This is a genomic window from Segatella baroniae B14 (assembly GCF_022024235.1).
Classification (GTDB): Bacteria; Bacteroidota; Bacteroidia; order Bacteroidales; family Bacteroidaceae; genus Prevotella; species Prevotella bryantii.
This window is the reverse complement of sequence record NZ_CP091800.1, coordinates 300001-319309: the sequence shown is the minus strand read 5'-3', so window position 1 is coordinate 319309 and position 19309 is coordinate 300001. Positions and strand designations below refer to the sequence as shown.

13 protein-coding genes (1 of these 13 cut by a window edge) are annotated in these 19309 nt (G+C 40.7%); 11 read left to right on the top strand and 2 right to left on the bottom strand.

The window, feature by feature from the left end:
* The first annotated feature begins 780 nt into the window (after positions 1 to 780).
* From L6469_RS11565 to L6469_RS11555, 3 genes are read left to right on the top strand one after another with little or no spacing between them, the layout of a single operon-like run.
* The gene (locus L6469_RS11565) at positions 781 to 1140 is read left to right on the top strand and encodes a NifB/NifX family molybdenum-iron cluster-binding protein (RefSeq protein ID WP_006281702.1); all 360 of its coding nucleotides are present in this window, start codon (positions 781 to 783) and stop codon (positions 1138 to 1140) included.
* Entirely contained in the window at positions 1094 to 1627 is a 534-nt protein-coding gene (locus L6469_RS11560; protein ID WP_006281703.1) for a C-GCAxxG-C-C family protein, read from the top strand. The genes L6469_RS11565 and L6469_RS11560 overlap by 47 nt, the downstream gene beginning before the upstream one ends.
* Before the next feature lie 47 nt (positions 1628 to 1674).
* Positions 1675 to 1899 carry a helix-turn-helix domain-containing protein gene (locus tag L6469_RS11555; RefSeq protein ID WP_006281704.1) on the top strand — a complete coding sequence of 75 codons (225 nt, stop codon included), beginning with the start codon at positions 1675 to 1677 and terminating at the stop codon, positions 1897 to 1899.
* Between the two features lie 21 nt (positions 1900 to 1920).
* Here the strand turns inward: L6469_RS11555 and L6469_RS11550 are convergent, their stop codons facing one another.
* The gene (locus L6469_RS11550) at positions 1921 to 3033 is read right to left on the bottom strand and encodes a PepSY-associated TM helix domain-containing protein (RefSeq protein ID WP_006281705.1); all 1113 of its coding nucleotides are present in this window, start codon (positions 3031 to 3033) and stop codon (positions 1921 to 1923) included.
* Positions 3034 to 3302: 269 nt separating this feature from the next.
* Here L6469_RS11550 and L6469_RS11545 point away from each other — a divergent pair, with 269 nt between their 5' ends.
* The 8 genes from L6469_RS11545 (at position 3303) to L6469_RS11510 (ending at position 17875) form a co-directional block, all read left to right on the top strand.
* Positions 3303 to 5639, top strand: a complete 2337-nt coding sequence (locus tag L6469_RS11545; RefSeq protein ID WP_006281706.1) for a substrate-binding domain-containing protein — start codon at positions 3303 to 3305, stop codon at positions 5637 to 5639.
* A gap of 185 nt (positions 5640 to 5824) precedes the next feature.
* Entirely contained in the window at positions 5825 to 8935 is a 3111-nt protein-coding gene (locus L6469_RS11540) for a SusC/RagA family TonB-linked outer membrane protein (protein ID WP_039869790.1), read from the top strand.
* Between the two features lie 18 nt (positions 8936 to 8953).
* Positions 8954 to 10684: a RagB/SusD family nutrient uptake outer membrane protein gene (locus tag L6469_RS11535; protein ID WP_006281708.1), complete on the top strand. Its 1731-nt coding sequence runs from the start codon at positions 8954 to 8956 to the stop codon at positions 10682 to 10684.
* 48 nt (positions 10685 to 10732) lie between these two features.
* Positions 10733 to 12124, top strand: a complete 1392-nt coding sequence (locus L6469_RS11530) for a DUF4960 domain-containing protein (RefSeq protein ID WP_039869793.1) — start codon at positions 10733 to 10735, stop codon at positions 12122 to 12124.
* 5 nt (positions 12125 to 12129) lie between these two features.
* Positions 12130 to 13725 carry a glycoside hydrolase family 32 protein gene (locus tag L6469_RS11525; protein ID WP_039869796.1) on the top strand — a complete coding sequence of 532 codons (1596 nt, stop codon included), beginning with the start codon at positions 12130 to 12132 and terminating at the stop codon, positions 13723 to 13725.
* A gap of 261 nt (positions 13726 to 13986) precedes the next feature.
* Complete coding sequence (locus L6469_RS11520; RefSeq protein ID WP_006281711.1) at positions 13987 to 15723, top strand: DUF4980 domain-containing protein; 1737 nt, start codon at positions 13987 to 13989, stop codon at positions 15721 to 15723.
* An 81-nt stretch (positions 15724 to 15804) separates the two neighbouring features.
* The gene (locus tag L6469_RS11515) at positions 15805 to 16983 is read left to right on the top strand and encodes an MFS transporter (protein WP_006281712.1); all 1179 of its coding nucleotides are present in this window, start codon (positions 15805 to 15807) and stop codon (positions 16981 to 16983) included.
* Positions 16984 to 16993: 10 nt separating this feature from the next.
* Positions 16994 to 17875 (top strand): carbohydrate kinase family protein, encoded by an 882-nt coding sequence (locus L6469_RS11510; RefSeq protein WP_006281713.1) that lies wholly within the window; start codon positions 16994 to 16996, stop codon positions 17873 to 17875.
* 100 nt (positions 17876 to 17975) lie between these two features.
* Here L6469_RS11510 and L6469_RS11505 read toward each other — a convergent pair whose 3' ends face one another.
* Positions 17976 to 19309 carry the end of a substrate-binding domain-containing protein gene (locus L6469_RS11505; protein ID WP_006281714.1) on the bottom strand. It continues 1480 nt past the right edge of the window, so 1334 of the gene's 2814 nt are visible here — the last part of the coding sequence; its start codon lies beyond the right edge, outside the window; its stop codon occupies positions 17976 to 17978.

Here is a 19309-nt window from a genome sequence, read left to right as displayed (position 1 = left end):
ATGGTTAATCTAACTAATACAAAGAGATCGTTTCTGTTACTTTTGAAGTGCCCTCATGTATATTTACCTTTATGCCATATTATAAAGTGTATTCAACAGGGATTCACCCCATATCTCCAAACACTTGGTATACATATCAATCGTCAAGTTCTTGATATAAAACAAGTTATAATGTTATTACTTTACAAAAGTAATTCATTTCTTCCTTTTTCGTTTCGTACTATTTTCTCATCTTTGATTTCCATTAATAATTTTATACGATATATGTTAACAACTGATAATTTACAATACTCGTATGCGATAATTTATTAAAACCAGTTAATAAGTTATCTTAATCGTTTGCGATACTAAATATTATTCCTATCTTTGCATCGTAAACGAGATAATGTGTAATAAATTACCAACAGGAAAGGAGTATTATATGGTAATGAATATTTTATATATGGCGATGATTGTCCTTGGTGTAGGTCTAGTAGCCTTAATCAGTACTCAAGCTTAAAAGCTCCAAATATACAATAGGTTAGCTCTAGTGAAAGAAGGAAAAAAGAAGGAAAAAAGAAGGAAAAAAGAAGGAAAAAAGAAGATAAGAGAATTAAAAATTTTGGATTTAAAGAATTAATGAAAGGGCATGACACTGACGATGGCTAAAGCCATAAGATGTGACATGCCCATTTTTTTTAATGATACGGAAGGACATATTTTCAAAAAGGTTTAGTATCTTTGCAATGAAAAAGAACATACGTTATTATAACGTGTAGATAAAAACAAAAAATATAAGTAATGAATCAGAAAATAGCTATTCCAACATGTGAAGGAAAATTGTGGCAACATTTCGGTAAAGCACCACAAGTAACATTTGTAACCATTGAAAACGGAAAGGTAAAAGATTCTGTCGTGATGCAGGCTCCGGAGCACGAACATGGTGCCATGCCTAAGTTTATTGCTGCTCAAGGGGCTACCGATGTTCTTTGTGGCGGTCTTGGCCAGGGTGCAGTAAATATGCTCCAACAGTTGGGCATTAAGATTCATGGCGGAGCTCCTGCCATCGCTATCGAAGAAGTACTTACACAGTATCTAAACGGTACTATCGTGTATGGCGACAGTAGTTGTCATCATCATTGTCATCATCATGAGGAATAATACCATAAGCCCAGAATTTGAAACACGTGTAGAACATGCTGTCGATTATTTCATGCAAGGTTACGGTTGCTGCCAGAGTGTGGTAGCTGCTTTTGCCGATTTGTATGGTTTAGATCATCAATTAGCTTTAAAGATTGCTGCAGGCTTTGGTGGTGGCGTAGGCAGAATGCGTATGATGTGTGGGGCTGTGTCGGGAATCGTGATGCTCGTTGGCTTGGAAGAGGGACAGACTGATGGTGCCGACCGTGAAGGCAAATCACATTGCTATATGATCGTTCAACAGTTACTGGAAGAATCCAAACTGCAGAATGGTTCTATTATCTGTGCGGAGATATTAGGACTCAACGGGCATGATAAAGCAGCCAACAGTTATGTTGCCTCTGAACGTACTGCTGAATACTACAAGAAGCGACCGTGTGTTGCTAAAGTTGAGAGTGCTGCCAGAATCTTTGCAGAATATCTGACGAACAAAAAGGGAAAGCATTAATGCCTTCCCTTTTTGTTTCATGCGATTCTCACAACACTTTTTGTAAAATGTCACCTAAATATCTTACCGTAATTTGCAAGAAGAATTCCCAAAAGACGGCTAATGAATGGATTACCGAGTATACTGTGGCTGATATTATCCATTATCTACAGAACACAAATATGACGATTAAGGAAATAGCCGATAAAGTAGGTTTTCCGAATACCAGTTTCTTCGGAAAATACGTTAAAGAACATTTAGGATGTACACCGATAGAATATCGTTATAAGTAACCCTGCTACGTCGCCTCAGGGTTACTTTTTACGTTTCATAAGCCAAATCACACATCCGGTTATCGGTAAAGAAGCTGCAATGATACTCAACAAGAAAGCGATCAGCTTGCCAGGTATGCCTGCAATAGCTCCAGAATGGATATCATAAGACATACGAAACAGGATGTCACCTCCATTCACCTGGGACTGGGACAAGCCATAGACTCCTCCGCCAGCTAATTCCCGAAGAGAATAACGGTCGTAAAAATGATAGTCATTAGAGTAATTCTTACCAGGTTTCGGATTAAAAACCACTGTATAGACGCCCGTGTTTCCCATCGGGAAATCGAAACGTACAGAACTCGTTTTCATATCTGGCTTTCGCATTAACACTTTATCCCACATAGCCTCATCATTGATTTTCGCTGTATCGACATGTGTCGTGTCGGATACAGGCATGCTCCATTCATGATAAGTTTTACTAGAAAGTAAGGTATAGTAGCCTTTGGCTAGCAAAGGAAAACTCCAGGTTAGTCCGGTAAAGGTTATGGCCAATATAGGCAACAAAATCAGTCCGCCCAAAGAATTATGTAAATCATAAAAAAATCGGCGGTGCCCACCATTGGTTTTCACGGTTAATCGCTGACGAATGGCTTTTCTATTCCACCGGCGCGGAAACCAAAGTATCAACCCCGTAAGCAATTCGATAACAAAAATAACCATACTCCATCCTATAATCAGCCGACCAATGGTTGGTGGAAGCCATAATGAACGATGACCAGCCATGACCCAGTTGAAGAAATCTTCACCCGTTGGTTTACCCAAAATTTCAGCCGTATACGGATTGATATATACATTACCATAACTCGTATTCTGAGAAGAATAGGTTAACATACTCGGTTTTGGTGCAGGCTGATAAGTTACACCATAAGCCACGACATCGCCCCCCTCTAACTTACGCAGTTCCGGTACAAGAATTTCTTTGAGTTGCCCTGGGGTATAAAGTATCTCACCTTGAGGATTAACGGCCTCAATACCCACAGTCTTAATCTCCTCAGCGAATGCATATAATGCTCCTGTGACAGCCATGATGACAATCACGATTCCTGACAGGAATCCTAGCCACAAGTGAATCTGTAGAATCTTTTTTCTCATATTTAGTTTGCAAAGGTACGTAGACGATACAATATACACAATACCTAAAAGTTGTGATATTACAAAAAATACAGTAAATAGAGATACTAAACTATAGCGAAAATGTCGATTGATATAAAATGGAAAAGCTGCGTTCTACTCATATTCAATGTCCCCCCCACTTTCTCCAACCATAATAATTCTAATACAAATAAGAGTGGTTATTTGTGAGTTTCACATCTTTTTTATAATTTTGAAACAAAATAAATACATCAAACTGAATTATAAAGATGAAAAAATACATACTCCTTTTGCTGATACCACTTTTGCTGACATGTTGCAACAAGTCTACCTCTTATTATACGATAGGTGTAAGTCAGTGTTCAAGTGGCAAATGGCGTGAAAAGGTAAATCATGAAATGTTATCAGCACAACATCTCTATGATAAGGAAGTAAAAATCTCGATTGCCAACTGTTATGATAATGCTCAAAAACAAGTTCAACAAATTGACAGCCTCATCGATGCAAATGTCGATTTGTTGGTTATCGCTCCTTATGAATATTCACACATTACCAAAAGCATAGAACGAGCACGACAAAAAAATATTCCTGTCGTCTTGTTCGATCGAAAAATATCTCCCAAAAACTATACGGCTTATATTGGTGGTGATAATGTGGAAGCTGGCGCTTGTATCGGCCGATATGCGCTGCAACTGGCCGATCGTCTACAATCACAAAATAAAGGCAGAAAAACAAGCGTGCTCGAATTAACTGGTCCGATGGAAATGTCACCAGCACGAGAACGACATAAAGGTTTTGCGCAAACCATCACTCCAAATACGCTGATAGATTATCAGTTCTTGATAACCAATTGGACACCAGAAGATAATTACAAAAAGATGATGGCTTATCTGAAAGCTGGTAAGCGACCGGATATTGTATTTTGTCATAGCGATATCGATGCCTTAGGAGCTTATCAGGCCGCAAAAGAGTGTGGACTGGAAAAAAGTATCAGTTTTCTCGGCATCGACGGATTACCTGGAGAGGGACAGGGCCTGGAAGGTGTAAAAAGTGGGAAATTAGCTGGTACTTATATCTACCCTACTCATGGCGAGGAGATTATTCTTTTAGCACTGAATATTCTGGAAGGCAAAAAATATAAACAAAATAATACAATCCAGAGTTTTGTGGTTACTCCTACTAATGTAGATGATATCATGATTAGTACACAAGTCATGATGCAACAGAATGACTATCTGATAACTATCCAAAATAAACTTGAAAATTATTTAGGACAGTATCACACCCAACAAATGGTGCTCTACTTTCTTGCTTTCGCTTTTCTCATTTCGCTCGTAGCAATTCTTTTGATTGGCCGTGCTATCCAATCTACACGGCGCGCAAACCATCAGATGAAAAAAGCTAACAACAAAATGAAAAAACTAAATGAGGAACAAACTTTATTCTATACGAATGCCAGTCATCAGCTCAAAACGCCACTAACATTAATAGCCGGTCCGGCTAAGGAATTGCTTGCTAATTGTTCACAGAAAAAAGATCGTGATAAAGAACTTCTCGAAATTTTGAATCGAAATGTCAATCTTTTGGAGCAAGTCGTTTATCATGTCTTAAATTTTAAGGAACAGGTGAAAAAAGCGATGGCTGAGGATACTCTTCTGTCTGTAAGTGATGATGCTATCCCGAATAGTCAGTTGCTTGCGGATGAACAGCATGAAGATAAGTCTGTCACCAACGATATTCAGAAGGGCCATCAGAAGATGTTGCTGAAATTAGATACAGATGAATTGCCTACCATCCTGGTGGTTGACGAAAATAGTGATATGCGAAAATTTCTACACACCCTATTTGCTGATAACTATTATGTTATTGAAGCTGCAGATGGACAAAGTGGACTGAAATTGGCACGCGAGGGAGTGCCAGACTTGATTGTCAGTGATATCATCATGCCTGTCATGAATGGTCTGGAGTTTTGCAAACGAATCAAAGAGGATCCTATCACAAGCCATATCCCTGTTTTACTCCTATCAGCCCAAAGTACAGATCATCAACTTATCGAAGGTTTCAAGAACGGTGCCGAAGCATATATCACCAAACCGTTTAATGCACAACTACTCATCAGTCATATAGAAAGTTTACTTTATAATCGCGAGAAATTGCGCCAACAGTTTGCGAAATCCGCAAATGTAAACCTCAGTACTACTCCTCATCATAAAGATGATGCGCAGAAGAAGGAAGCCAATGAACATAAACAAGAGATTCCAGCCGTACAAATGAGCACTGCCGACCGTCGTTTCATCGATAATCTGAAAACAGCAATTCTTGAAAAAATGGCAGACTCACATCTTAAAATGGAAGACTTAGGAGATGAACTCGGACTAAGCCGTGTACAACTATACAGGAAAGTAAAAGCACTCACAGGTCTTACTCCAGTAGAACTGCTCCGAAAGATGCGTCTCCAACAAGCCTACGCCCTATTGCTTAATAGTGATAAAAGTGTATCAGAAATATGTTACGAAGTGGGCTTTGGAACCCCTAGTTACTTCGCCTCTTGCTTTAAAAAGGAATTCGACATCTACCCAGCTGATCTTAAGAAAAATAACAATTAATACCCGTTATCGAGCACAACTACAAGAGGTTACCTCCATGACATTATAACATTTTTGACTATAATTGCAAAAAATGTTGCATGTAACATTTTTGCTATCTAACGAACGATATCAATTGCTAATCCTTAGATTTTTGTTGTAACTATGCAAAAGTAAATCTAATTAGTAACTAAAAATCGTATCGAATGAAAGATCTGTCAAAGACTATTCTGAGCATTTTGTTCATGATGGTATGTACTATCGCTAATGCACAGAAGATTGATGTCAGTGGTACCGTACTAGATCCCATAGGTGAATCTGTTATCGGTGCTACGATTATGGAAAAAGGTACCACAAATGGTGTCGTTACAGACATGGACGGCAACTTCTCCTTAAAAGTTAACAAAGGTGCCATAGTTGTTATCTCTTATGTAGGCTTCCAGACACAGGAACTACCTGCTACTCCTAACATGAAAATCACAATTCATGAAGAAGCAAATGATTTGAACGAAGTAGTAGTTACGGGTTACACCACACAACGTAAAGCTGATTTAACTGGAGCCATCTCTGTAGTAAGTGCCAGTGATATTGCAAAGCAAAACGAAAACAACCCTATCAAGGCTATGCAGGGACGAGTTCCTGGTATGAATATTACTGCCGATGGTTCTCCTGCTGGTAATGCTACTGTACGTATCCGTGGTATAGGAACCTTGAATAACAACGACCCACTCTACATTATTGATGGTGTGCCTACCAAAGCTGGTATGCACGAACTTAACGGAAACGACATCGAGAGCATTCAAGTACTCAAGGATGCTGCTTCTGCTTCTATCTATGGTAGTCGCGCTGCTAATGGTGTTATCATTATTACTACAAAGAGTGGTAAAGAGGGCAAAGTTAAGGTAAACTTTGATGCGAGTATCGCCGTACAGACTTATGCCCACAAGATGAAGGTGCTCAATGCCAAGGAATTCGGCCAAGTCATGTGGCAGGGCTATGTAAACGATGGACTTGATCCTAACACAAATGGTTTGGGCTATCACTATGACTGGGCTTACGATGCTCAAGGATATCCTGTACTCAACAATATCACGATGCAGAAATACATCGATAATGCTGGTACCACTCCTGCTGCTGATACTGACTGGTTCAAAGAGACTACTCGTACAGGGTTGATTCAGAATTATAATGTATCACTCAGCAATGGTGGTGAGCGTGGTAGCTCTTTCTTCTCTCTAGGCTACTACAAGAACAAGGGTATTATCAAGTCTTCTGATTTCGAGCGATTCTCTGCTCGTATGAATACAAGTTATAAACTTATTAAAGTAGGCAATCGTAATGTGGTGACAGTAGGTGAGAACTTTACCTTAAACCGCACTTCTGAAGTTCAGGCTCCAGGTGGTTTCCTAGAAAATGTACTTCAGTTTAACCCTTCTCTCCCTGTTTATACTCGTAACGGTGAATATGCAGGTCCTATCGGTGGCTACCCTGATCGTGAAAACCCTGTAGCTCGTCTCGAACGCAACAGCGACAATCGCTATTCGTATTGGCGTATGTTTGGTGATGCTTACGTGAACATCAATCCTATTAAGAACTTGAATATCAAGACAACTTTCGGTCTCGATTATGCACAGAAACAGCAGCGTATCCTTACCTACCCTGTTACTGAGGGTAACGTAGCTAATCCAACAAATGCTTCAGAGGCCAAACAGGAGCACTGGACGAAGTGGATGTGGAACGCTATCGCTACCTATAACCTGGAAGCTGGTAAACATCGTGCTGACTTCATGATTGGTACAGAGTTAAACCGTGAAGATGATGTTTCTTTTAGCGGTAAAAAATATGACTTCTCTATCTTGAATCCTGATTATATGTGGCCTAATGCCGGTGTAGGAGAGGCTGAAGCATATGGTACGGGTGAAGGTTATACATTAGTTTCATTCTTTGGTAAGGCTAATTATTCTTACGACGATCGTTATCTTGCCAGCTTTACTATCCGTCGTGATGGTAGTAGCCGCTTCGGTAAGCATAATCGTTATGGTACCTTCCCAGCTGTCAGCGCCGGCTGGCGTATTAATCAGGAAAACTTCATGAAGAAGGCTACCTGGATAGACAACTTGAAATTACGTTTCAGTTGGGGTCAAACTGGTAACCAGGAAATCTCTAACATCGCTCGTTATACACTCTATGAGAGTAACTATGGTGAGGCTGGCTTTGGTGGACAAAGCTATGGTACAAGCTATGATATCACCGGTAGTAACGGTGGTACTACACTTCCTAGTGGTTACAAACGTAATCAGCTTGGTAACGATGATTTGAAGTGGGAAACAACGACACAAACCAACTTGGGTCTCGATTTCGCATTCCTCAAAAACTCGATCTATGGTTCCTTCGAATGGTACTATAAGAAAACCAAGGATATCTTGGTATATATGCCAGGTATCGCTGTAATGGGTGAAGGTAGTTCACAGTGGATCAACGCTGGTGAAATGGAAAATAAGGGTATTGAGCTTAATTTGGGCTACCGTGGTCAGATTCACGATTTCCAATATGACCTCTCTGCTAACCTCGGTACCTATCGCAACAAGATTACCAAACTTCCTGAAACGATCGCTGCTAACGGTACCTTTGGTGGTAACGGCGTAGAGAGCGTTGTAGGTCATCCTATGGGTGCACAGGTAGGTTATGTTTTCGATGGTATCTTCAAGAGTCAAGAAGAGATTGATAACCACGCTACTCAGAATGGTGCTGGTTTAGGTCGTATGCGCTGGAAAGATTTAGACGGCAATAATGTCATCAACGAGAAAGACCAAACTTGGATCTACGACCCTACTCCAGATTTCACTTGGGGTCTTAATATTTACCTGCAGTACAAGAATCTAGACCTTACGATGTTCTGGCAAGGTGTTCAGGGAGTAGATGTCATATCTGACCTCAAGAAACAAACTGACCTTTGGAGTGGTTTGAATATCTCTAACTTGAATAAGGGTGAACGACTTCTTAACGCTTGGACTCCTACCAATATGGGTAGTAATATCCCAGCAGTGAGCACCATGGATAATAATAACGAAAAACGTGTAAGCAGCTACTTCGTAGAAAATGGTTCATACGTAAAACTTCGTACTATCCAGTTGGGTTACAACTTCCCTAAGAAGCTAGCCGAGAAGCTCTATATGGAACGTCTCCGCATATATCTCTCAGCTCAGAACTTGCTTACAATCAAGTCTAATAAATTCAGTGGTGTAGATCCAGAGAATCCAAACTTTGGCTATCCTATCCCATTGAACGTAACCTTCGGTCTCAATGTTTCCTTCTAACTTAAAACGATTAACAATATGAAAACCAAAATATATTCATTCATCTTAGCCGCATGTGCCGTAACCGGTTTTTCATCATGCGACAGCTTCTTAGATGAACACACTCCACAGGGTTCTCTCAGCGAAGATCAGGTGAAAAAGCCTGAAAACGCTGATGCAATGGTTACTTCTGCGTATGCCATCTTTACGTCTGCAGAGGATATCAACTCTTCTTTCTCTATGTGGAACTTTGATGTACGCAGTGACGATGCGTATAAAGGTGGTAGCGGTACTAGTGATGGTGATGTTTTCCACCAGCTTGAAGTACAGCAAGGAGTTCTTACTACCAACTGGAATATTAATGATATGTGGGTACGTCTTTATAACTGTATCTCTCGTGTCAACTCTGCTATCGCACTGCTTCATTCTACAGACAATAGCTATAGTCTCAAGCAGGAGCGTTTGGGCGAAATGAAATTCCTTCGTGCTTATGCTCACTTCCTCTTGAAACGTCTTTATAAGAATATTCCTTTTATTATGAATGAGAATATGACGTATGATGAATATAATCTTCTTTCGAATACAGAATATTCTAATGATCAGGGATGGCAACTTATTATCGATGACTTGACTGAAGCCTACAATAGTCTGCCTAAGACTCAGGTTGATAAGGGTAGACCTACTCAGGCTTCTGCTGCAGCGTTCTTAGCTAAGGTGTACTTATATAAGGCATATCGCCAGGATGATCCAAAGAGTAATCAGGTTACTTCTATTAATAAGGAAGATTTGCAGAAGGTTATCGAATATACGAACCCTGCTCTTTATACCAATTATGGTTTGGAAAGTGATTTCCACAACAATTTCCGTCCTGAGGAACAGTATGAAAATGGTAAGGAGAGTATCTGGGCTATTCAATACTCTAAGAATGATGGTAGCACCTTTGGTAACTTGAACTGGAGTTATGGTCTTATCGTCCCAAATATTCCTGGTACTACAGATGGTGGTTGCGACTTTTACAAACCTAGTCAGAATCTGGTTAATGCCTATCGCACAGGTGATAATGGTCTTCCTTTGATCGACTCATATAATAATCAGAACTATGATATGACTACTGATAACGCAGACCCTCGCCTCTTCCTCACTGTAGGCATCCCTGGCTTACCTTACGAGTTTAATAAGAACTATATGATGGAGAAGAGTAGTATCTGGAGTCGCTCTAACGGTCTTTATGGCTATTATGTTACTTTAAAACAGAATATAGATCCTGCGTTGGTGGGTACTTATCTGATCAAGGGTTCTTACTGGGCTAGTTCTATGAACCGTATCGTGTTCCGCTATGCTGATGTTCTCTTGGAACGAGCTGAAGCTTATGCACAGTTGGGGAATAACGAACAGGCTATCCAGTTGGTTAACCAGATTCGTGAGCGTGCTGCCGGCAGTACACAGATGATTAGTAACTATCATAGCACTTACGGAGTTAATCCTTATATCAAGACCTATACTGGTAGCTATTCTCAGGAAGAAACCATCAAGATAGTCAAGATGGAACGACGATTGGAATTGGGTATGGAGTGTGAACGCTTCTTCGACTTGGTACGCTGGGGAGAAGCAGCCACTGTACTGAACAAATATTATCAAGAGGAGACTAATGACTGTTCTATATACAGCAGCGCTCACTTTACAGCAAACAAGGATGAATATTTACCAATACCTTACTCTCAGATAGCTGCTTCTAACGGCCACTATACCCAGAATATCGGTAACTGGTAAGCACTAGCCTACAATGAATAGTAAACATTAATACTAATCAGGAATAATATGAAAACAATTTTCAAATATATACTCTGTATGGCCGCCATTCTTTTGTCGGCCTGCAGCAATGATAACGTGAGTGATCTGCAACTCTCAGGAGACTGTATGGTTGAAAGTATTAAGCTCGATGACTTTGAGGGTACTGTCAATCTAACCAATCGTACCATTACTGTACGACTTCCTGAGATTTACGATGCTTCAGCTATGAAGGTTACAGAGTTGACACTTTCTGATGGTGCGACTTGCGATATTCAAGCTGGCCAAACGCTTAATATGGAAGCTGCTAAGGTGCTCCATGTTAAAAATGGTGATGTGTATATCGACTGGACTCTTCAGGTAGTCAATGACGAAGCCCGCATCAAGCAGTTTGTCATCAATGATATCTATACCGGTATTATCGATCAAGATAATAGAACCATTACATTGTATGTACCTCATTCTCTTGATATTACAAATCTGGTTCCAACCATTACCTATAGCGATGGTGCAACCATTACTCCTGCTACAGGTGTAGCTCAAGATTTCACAAATCCTGTTACTTACGAGGTTGTTAACAATTCTGCAAAGAGCACTTATACCGTTACCGTAAATGCCATTGACAAACCAGCTGCACTCTTCATCGGTGAGGCTTCTAATCTGAATGGACTCGATCCAGAAGCTAAGGAAGCTTGTCTATGGATGTTGGCTAACGTACCAAACTCACTCTATGCATCATTTGCTGATATCGAGAATAATACTATCGATCTCTCTAATTGTAAAGTGATGTGGTGGCATTACCATGTAGATGGTGGTGTAGACGGTCACGATGTCTTTGCTGCTCGTGCTACCAAGGCACTCGCTGCTAAGAATCAACTACGCTCTTTCTATGAGAACGGTGGTTCATTCCTTCTTACTCGCTACGCTACCAATCTACCTTCATTCATCGGTGTTACAGGTGATGATGAATGGACAACACCTAACAACTGTTGGGGTCAGGATGAAAGTGGTGCCGAACTTTGTGGCGGTCCATGGACATTCAGAATGTATGAAGGACAGGATGGACATGCCTTGTACCAGGGACTCATTAAGGGTGACAATACTAACGAAGTATACTGTACTGATGCTGGTTACCATATCACCAACTCTACTGCTCAGTATCACATAGGTACCGACTGGGGTGATTATCCAGACTATAATGCATGGACCTCTCGCACGGGTGCTACGATCCTCGGTGTTGGCGGTGATGGCGCTATCGTTGCTTGGGAATACCCACGCACAGCTACTAAGGGTGGTATCATCTGTATCGGTTCAGGTTGTTACGACTGGTATTCTTATACCTACGAAGCAGGTTATACGGAGAATTACCACAAGAACATCGCTACGATGACCAAGAACGCAATCAATTACTTAATGAAATAATAACAATGAAAACAATGATATATTCATTCGCACTTGCGCTGTCAGCTTTATCGCTGACAGCTTGCAGCGACGAGAAATTCGAAGGTGATCCTGTTCGTGACTTGAGTACAACGACAGAGGTATTTAATTCAGTAGACGAGAGTCATTTCTCTACATATTACCAACCGGCTATCGGCCGTGTTGGCGACCCTATGCCATTCTATGATCAGAAGGCTGGTGAATTTAAAGTGTTGTATCTGCAGGAATACAATATCAATGATGCCTATATGTTTCATCCTTTCTGGGGCTTAGCTACAAAAGACTGTGCTAACTATACTTCCCTTGGTGAGGTGCTATCTACGGGTAAGTCTGCACTGGCTCAGGATGCTGCGCTGGGTACAGGATGCTGCTATTATAACGAGGCAGATGGTCTTTATTACATTTACTATACAGGACACAATGGCCAGCTGAAGAATGTAGAAACGGTTATGCGCGCTACTTCTCCTGATTTCAAGACCTGGACGCGTGATCATGTATGGGAGCTGAAAGGTGATGACTATGGCTTCTCTTCTATCAATTTCCGTGATCCGCAGATTTTCAAGACTGACGATGGCCTGTATCACATGGTTATCGCCAGCAAGAATAAGTTTGCCGATTTCACTTCTACTGACTTGAAGAACTGGACTCCTGCTGGTGGTTTCAATATGGTATGGGATCGTATGTGCGAGTGCCCTGATATCTTCAAGATGGGCGATTACTGGTATCTTGTTTACTCTGAGGCTTACAGGGCAGCATGGAGCCGTAAGGTGAAATATATGATGGCTAAGAGTTATGACGAATTGAAGGCTTGTTTCAATGACCCGGGTGCGAACTGGCCTAAAGATGGCCGTGAGGGTGTTCTCGATAGTCGTGGCTTCTATGCCGGTAAGACAGCCAGCAACGGTACAGATCGCTTCATCTGGGGCTGGAATCCATTCCGTTCAGGTGCAAACTATATGGAGAAGAATGTAAATACCGATAACGGTGGTGAACCAAACTGGAGTGGTGCTTTGGTTTGTCACAAGGTGGTTCAGCATGCTGACGGTACACTTACCTTAGGTGAAGTTCAAGGTATTAGCGAGAAGTATAATCAGGAGAAGAGCGTTTCTGTTGTAGACCAGCAGGGTCTGTCACAGACTGGCGAGGACTACACCCTTACGGGCGATAATGCATATGTCCTCTTCAATCGTCTAGGCTATCACAACAAGATTTCGTTTACCGTAAAAACCAGCAATAACTGGGATAAGTTTGGTATTTCGCTCGTTCGTGGTGGTAGTGATACGAAGAAGTATTACACGATGGTTGTTAATCCTGAGAATGAGGATACTCGTAAGATAAACTTCGAAGAAGAGGGTACAGAGGGTAAAGGTTTTATCGCTGCTATCGATGGTTATAACTTTACTCGTCCGGCTGATAATACTTATCATGTTACCATCTACACGGATAATAGTGTTTGTGTGATGTATATTAACGATAATGTTTGCTACACCAACCGTATCTATGGCATCCAGAAGAATACCTGGAGTATTAATAACTATGGTGGCTCTATCAGTATCAGCGATGTCAAAGTGAGTGAATTTTAAAAAAGGATTATCATCTGGTTAGACGATTCGTAAACAGAGAATATTCCCCAATCCTTCTTTGGATTGGGGATTTTTTGAAAAGTACACGAAAAACCCTCTATCATCATGGATATGATGACATCATATTAAATTTTGTATTATTCATATCAAATTCGTTACATGAAACATATTTAGCATGATATGAACGTTTATTTTCAATATAGCCAACTATATATTGTTAAATTTGCGAATACAAATCAATTTGGAAACAATCGAAAACCAATGACTACAAACAAGAAACTTATAACAATGTTATTTGCGGGTATGATGGCATTATCTGCAAATGCGCAGGAGCTCAAAGTTTTGAGCGATACGCACGCAATGCTTCGTATTCCTGCTAACTATAAATATCTTCTGATGCCGGTGGAGGAAAGTCACGAAAATGACTATATCCGTGTATCTCTGGATAATAAGTTGGTGAAGGAATTCAACTGTAAACTGGCTATTAACAAAACCGATTATACCGTGCCTTTGGATTTAGGCCGTATTCGTAAGAATGAGAAAGGCAGCGAAAATGCAGCTGGCGAAATCGTTCTTGATATTACGATTCACAGAAGTGCAAATAATGGTAACCGAGGTGGTCAGCTTTCTATCAAAGACTTTGCTTGCTGGAATGGCATGAAGGTTTCTAACACTTTTGACACGACTAATCGTGAGAAATATCGCCCGGTATATCATCATACTCCTACTTGGGGCTGGATGAACGATCCAAATGGCATGTTCTATAAGGATGGGGTATGGCATCTGTATTTCCAACATAATCCGTATGGCTCTCAATGGGAGAATATGACTTGGGGACACTCTACTTCTACCGATTTAATCAACTGGAAATTTGAGGATGATGTTATCGAACGTGATGCTTTTGGTACTATCTTCTCAGGCTCTTCTGTTGTCGATCATCATAATACAGCTGGTTTTGGCAAGGGCGCCATTGTCACTTATTATACCTCTGCCGGACAGGCACAGACACAGAGTATGGCCTACTCTACTGATAATGGTAATACCTTCACGAAATATCCAGCTAACCCAGTGCTGACTTCTGAAATTCCTGATTTCCGCGATCCAAATATTATTTGGCATGAAAAGTCACAGAAATGGGTTATGGTGCTCGCTGAAAAGTCGCACATCAATATCTATTCTTCTAAAGATCTGAAGAACTGGACATTTGAGAGCCGCTTTGGTGAAGAGTACGGTAGTCACGACGGCGTATGGGAATGCCCAGATATTTTTGAGATAAATGGCAAATGGTTTATTTTGCTAAATATCAACCCTGGGGGTCCGTTCGGTGGTAGTGCAACACAGTATTTTGTAGGTGATTTTGATGGCCACAAGTTTACTTGTGAGGATGACAAGACTGAAACGAAATGGCTCGATTATGGAAAAGATCATTACGCTACCGTTTCATTTAACAATGCACCTGATGGTCGTATCGTCGTTCTGCCATGGATGAGCAACTGGCAGTATGCTAATGAGGTTCCTACCATGCAGTATCGCTCTGCTAATGGTATTGCTCGCGACTTGGGTACATTCAATTACAAAGGAGAAACCTATCTCAGTGTAAAACCAAGTCCTGAGGTGATGAAAGCTTTCTCGCCTAAAGCAACCGGCAGACTTACCGATGCTTGTCGTGTAGATGTACAACTCAGAGGAAACAGCACGATTACACTAACAAACGACAAGGGTGAACAGGTGGTTATCGCTTATGATAACAAGAAAGAGGAGTTAAGCATGGACCGCACGAAGAGTGGTATTACAGACTTTAGCGCAGAATTCCCTGTAGTCACCAAATCTCCAACTTACGGAAAAATAAAAACGCTTCAAATCTTCATAGACAAATCAAGCATTGAAATCTTTGATGCTGAGGGCAAAATGGGAATGACAAATATCGTCTTCCCTACAGAAGCCTATAACAAGGTGGTCGTTAAGGGCGGTAAAGCCAAAATCTATCCACTGAAATAAGGTAAACGAAAAGAAAAAAATAACATTCGGGGAAACTGTAAAACACAGTATGCCCCGACTAAACAATCTAACAGCTTTAAAATGAATAAAACAACTAATAAACTAGCCTTAATCCCGGTGATGCTATGTTTCTTCGCCATGGGCTTTGTCGACTTGGTAGGTATTGCTTCTAACTATGTGAAAGAAGATCTTCAACTGAGTGATACAGTAGCCAACACGTTACCTTCTTTGGTATTCTTTTGGTTCCTAATCTTCTCTGTTCCTACCGGCGTATTGATGAATAAGATTGGTCGCAAAAAGACGGTATTGTTATCGCTCGTAGTAACAATTATATCACTCTTACTTCCTATATTCACGGAGAATTTTCCAATCATGCTCATCTCTTTCTCCCTCTTAGGTATTGGTAATGCTTTGATGCAAACTTCACTCAATCCTTTGGTATCTGTAGTGACCAAAGGACATCTGGCATCTACACTCACCTTCGGACAGTTTGTGAAAGCGATAGCCTCTTTCATGGCTCCGTATATCGCTATGTGGGGTGCTTCTGCTACTATTCCAAGTTTCGGTCTTGAGTGGCGTGTTCTCTTCCCTATTTATATGGTTATTGGTATTGTAGCTTCTTTACTGCTTGCCTCTACTCCTATAGAAGAAGAGATTTTAGCAAACACTCAAAAAGAGGAAGTCTCTGTGACACAACAGTTTACAGACTGTTTCAAATTGCTCCGCAAACCTATTGTTCTCTTGAGTTTTGTTGGTATTATGTGTCATGTTGGTATCGATGTCGGCACCAATACTACAGCTCCTAAGATCTTGATAGAACGCTTGGGCATGTCGCTCAACGAAGCCGCTTTTGCTACAAGTTTGTACTTTATCTTCCGTACCATAGGATGTCTTACGGGTAGTTTCTTCCTTCGTGTCATGAAGACTCGCTACTTCTTCATTATTTCAGTCGTGATGATGGCACTCAGTATGGCAGGACTTTTGGTGGGTACTAGCAAGGCTACACTCTATATTGCTATCGCTCTTGTGGGCTATGGCAACTCTAATGTATTCTCTATGATCTTCAGTCAGGCACTTCTTGCCCTACCAGAAAAAAAGAATGAGGTTTCTGGACTCATGATTATGGGATTGTTTGGTGGTACTGTATTTCCGCTGCTCATGGGCTTTGCTTCTGATACCATCGGACAGGCAGGCGCAGTTATCGTCATGGCAGTTGGCGTAGTATACCTATTTACTTATATGAAACAAGTTAACGCATAAATCATAAAAGATGGAAAATGTAATTGTTGGCCTCGGAGAGGCGTTATATGATGTATTACCTGAAGGTGCAAAATTGGGGGGTGCTCCAGCAAACTTTGCGTATCATACTACTCAGTTTGGCCACAACGCTGTGGCTATAAGTGCGCTGGGTAATGATGCTCTTGGTGATCAGGCGATTAAGGAGTTTAACGAGAAAGGGGTAAAGCATATTATGCCTCGTGTTGACTTCCCTACAGGTGTGGTTAATGTGGAACTCGATAATGAGGGTGTTCCTACTTATGATATCAAGACAAATGTGGCTTGGGATAATATTCCGTTTACACCCGAACTCGAAGAAATTGCCAAAAATTGCCGTTGCGTTTGCTTCGGTTCATTGGCTCAACGCAGCAAAGTTTCGCATGAAACTATTCAACGATTCTTAGCTAATACTCCTAAAGAGTGTTTAAAGATTTTTGATATTAATCTCCGTCAAAATTTCTATACAAAAGAGATTATCAAGGAAAATCTAAAACAAGCAAATATCTTGAAAATCAATGATGAGGAATTGGTGGCTATCGGCAGATTGTTCGACTATCCTGGTCTTGATATGGAGAATAAATGCTGGTTAATCTTAGGTAAATATGATTTGGATATGCTTGTTCTTACTTGTGGCGTAAATGGCAGTTATGTCTTCGCTCCAGGAATAAGCAGTTATCAGCCTACACCTAAGGTGGAGGTTGCTGATACTGTTGGTGCAGGCGATAGCTTTACCGCTTCTTTTGCATCGGCAATTTTGGCTGGTAAGGATATCCAAGAGGCTCACGAACTGGCTGTAAAGGTAAGTGCGTATGTTTGTACCCAAAAGGGTGCTATGCCTAAGATTCCTCAAGAATTCCTAGATCAGATTAAATAAAAGCTTGTACAACTTTATAGTTAGAATTATTAACAGATAAAAGAGAGAGGATGAACCTTTTCGGGGTTCATCCTCTTATTGATTTAGTTCTTTTGGGATATTATACTCGTAATTCATTCGGACCAATACCAAATTCATCTTTAAAGCATTTCGTGAAATAACTCGAAGAACTGAAACCTACGGTATAGGCTATCTCGGATATCGTCATATCTGTGGTTTCTATAAGTTTACGTCCTCGAGTCAAGCGAGATGTCCTAATCAGTTCTACTGGCGATTTACCTGTGAGAGCTTTAACTTTGCGGTAGAGTTGTATTCGACTTAAACCTATCTCTGCTCCTATCTGTTCAACACTAAGATCGGAATTTCCTAGATTATCCTGAATGCTCTTACGCAATAGCTCAATAAACTTGGTATCTTTATCAGTTGGTTTTAGCTGACTGGATGTCTTAAAATCATCTGTCTTACTCTCGTTCAAAAGAGTCGCAGAAGTGGACGTCATGGTATGAGATGGTAAATCAACTGCCCCTTGTTGACTTTGCAACATCAGTTTATGCAAGTGCTCTCTACTCTTCAACAGATTATCAATGCGAGCTATCAGTACATCAGCTTGGAATGGTTTGGTAATATAAGAATCGGCACCTTCTTGGTAACCTTGCACTTTTTGCTCATCAAGACTACGAGCTGAAAGAAGAATAACAGGAATATGACTGGTTACGGTATCTTTTTTTAGCGCTCTTGTAAATTCAAGTCCATCCATTACAGGCATCATAATATCGCATATAATGATATCTGGCACTTGCTTGCGAGCCATAGATAGACCAATTTTTCCGTCTACAGCTTCAAGCACATGATATTGTGCCTTCAGTAAGATACGCAGATATTCGCGCATATCGTTATTGTCATCAATAATCAGGATTTCTGGCTTGTCATTTTCTTCTTCTGTCACGATATCACTCAGATGAACATCCTGATTAACAGGACCATTGATACATTGCCCCTCTAAAGTTTCTTTCACACTTACCTTGGCAGAAGTATCTGTGACGTTTTTACTATCAGTAACCATAGCATGCACCATTTCTCCTTCAGTCTGAGTTTTCGGCAAACGTATGGTGAAGGTTGAACCTTCATTTTTCACACTATTTACAGTTGCTGTACCATGATGTAGGAGGGTATAAGCTTTCACTAGAGCCAAACCGATACCCGTTCCTCCGGCCGACATCTTACCTTGATAAAATTTATCAAAAATATGTGGCAAATCTGCAGCCGCTATTCCAACACCGGTATCTATCACCTGAATGACGTAAGTGTCACTTTCTTCTGACAAACAGGTGGTTACACTTTGGCCTGAAGGGGTATACTTCAGGGCATTACTCATCAAATTATAATAGATGTGCTCCAGTTTATACCGGTCGGCAAGAATTTTACCGTCTGTAG